Genomic DNA, 2059 nt, shown 5'->3' on the forward strand with positions numbered 1-2059 from the left:
CGCTGCACCGTGGACAAGGTCAGCGACATCGCTCGAGCCATCCTCGCACTACACCTCGCCACATCGACCACCGTCAGGCTGTAATGGCCTCAGTGTCATGTCCCGGTGACCCGTCACGAGCTTTCGGTTGTGCGTCTTTCATAAGTGCCTGGCATCGCGCATGATGTGCTCGTCGAACACGGTGCGACCGATTCAACATGATCGCTCGGGCCGCGAGGAGCCCAGCGACGACTTCGCTGTCGCGCCAGCCGCCTGCGCCGCAGGCGGCTGCTTGGTATCGTCGGTCAATGTGAAGATCACTCGTCTTGTCGCTGCGAAACACGTCAAACGGCCGTGGTGTGCTTCAACCCAGCGGAGGAATTGGCACAGGAGCGCGTGAGCGGATAGCACGAAGGCTACTCGGGACACAGATCTTGGACCGGCGTACGACCCTGACTCTGCCGTTGAGCAGGAGCAGGCACTCCGACGCCCACCGCGCCGCCCGCATCGCTACCCCGATCTGGCCAACATCAGCGACCAATCCGGCGAACTTTCCCGGTCAAAGCACCAGGTCGTCCCCTCCTAGGCTTGCGGCGGAACTGCGGCTGAGGCTGGCACGTATCTCTGACCAGAGTAGGCGCATGGCGATTCGGGTCGCCGTGCGCACAGCCACGCATCGAGGAGACGCATGTGTCCACCTTTCACAACAACTGGCAGTCGACCTCAAGTATGACTCGCCCGAGCGCGCTTGCGGCGGCGGTAGGAGCCTCCGCGATTGCTGCCCTTTTTAATATTGCGTCAGCGATCGGTGTCTTTGTCAACGGTCGCGCCGCGATCACCGAGTTTCTAGGCGAAGAACTCGGCGGCGTCGACGCCTCGAATCTCGGATCGACCACCTCGGCCGCGATCGACGAGGCGTACGGCGCGCTAGCAATGAAGGGCTGGGTCGGAATTTTCTCGGCCGTCATCACACTCATCCTCGCCATCGCCGCGCTCAAGGGCCGTACCGTGATGCGCATCCTGCTCGCTATGTTTCTGCTCGGCAACCTGTGTAGCGCAGGTTTGCTGGGGGTCGAGGCGGACGTGCTACCGGATCTGAGCCTCGTCGCGGCCTTTGCAGCGCTCGTTCTCAGCCTAGCTAGCATCCCGCTTCTCTTTCTCCCTACGGTCAACCGATACGCCAAGCGACCGTAGCTGGTGATCGCGTGAGGCGAGTCGTGCTTCTTGGATCATCTTGACCACGGCTTTTAGTGTCATCGTGGAAGTGACAGAGCTCCTGTAGGACAGGGCAGGGCGGGCCGGTCCCACCCGTACCGGCCTGCTTGGCGTCGGCAGAGATCCGCAATCGAACGTCTGACGTGATGGTGTCGACCCCAGCACTGCCCCTGCCCGAAGGATGGCCCTAGGCGGCCACGACATAGCCGAAGTGGCTGGCGGCCACCAAGGGTCGGGTGACTTCGAGGCGCGTTCCTAGGGCTGGTCCGCGCTGGCCGTCCGAAGGAAAGCCTGCGTCAAAGTTCATGGTAACGAGCGACTGGTTAAGATCGGTGAGGTTGTATCGGTCTTGGATGCAGCTTTTGCACCCTAGACGGGACAGTCTCACCGATCAACCGGTGGTTATCGTGTCGATCCTTGCCTCGGGTGAGCGACGCCGGATCGTGCTGCGAGCAAGATATTCGCAAACCATGTGCGGTGCGACATCAACCGACCGAACATGCGCTCCACCGGCCAGCGCAGGTTCGTAGCGAAAGCCCTTCACCGCCGAGTCATTGACCACGACCTGGACATCGAGCGCGCCCGCGTCCGGGGCGAGAAGGTCATCCGCTGGGGCGCGCGCCCACTCACCGCAGAAGCCTGACCAGCCCGGCGAACGCATGCGGCCAGAGCACTAGCCCGAGGGCGGCATCAAGCGTGCGAACCTGCGCCGAGGGACGCCCGAACCCTGCGGCCGGCGGGCCTATCGTGTCTGCCCCCAGTGGACAAATTAGCCTCGGTCTTTCACGAGTAGTAGATCTTGTCGCGCATTCGGATACGTGATTACGCCTGTCGGTTCCTGCTGGTGACGGGCATGCTGCTGGCC

General features: G+C 62.6%; 2 protein-coding genes. One reads left to right on the top strand and one right to left on the bottom strand.

The features are described from left to right. Positions 1 to 669: 669 nt before the first annotated feature. Positions 670 to 1173 (top strand): hypothetical protein, encoded by a 504-nt coding sequence (locus AB0J67_RS40805; protein ID WP_363491147.1) that lies wholly within the window; start codon positions 670 to 672, stop codon positions 1171 to 1173. 412 nt (positions 1174 to 1585) lie between these two features. Here the strand turns inward: AB0J67_RS40805 and AB0J67_RS40810 are convergent, their stop codons facing one another. Then, positions 1586 to 1855, bottom strand: coding sequence for a hypothetical protein (locus AB0J67_RS40810; RefSeq protein ID WP_363491149.1), 270 nt, complete (start codon positions 1853 to 1855; stop codon positions 1586 to 1588). Between the last annotated feature and the right edge of the window lie 204 nt (positions 1856 to 2059).

This window comes from Catellatospora sp. NPDC049609, assembly GCF_040675365.1.
Taxonomy (GTDB): domain Bacteria; phylum Actinomycetota; class Actinomycetes; order Mycobacteriales; family Micromonosporaceae; genus Catellatospora.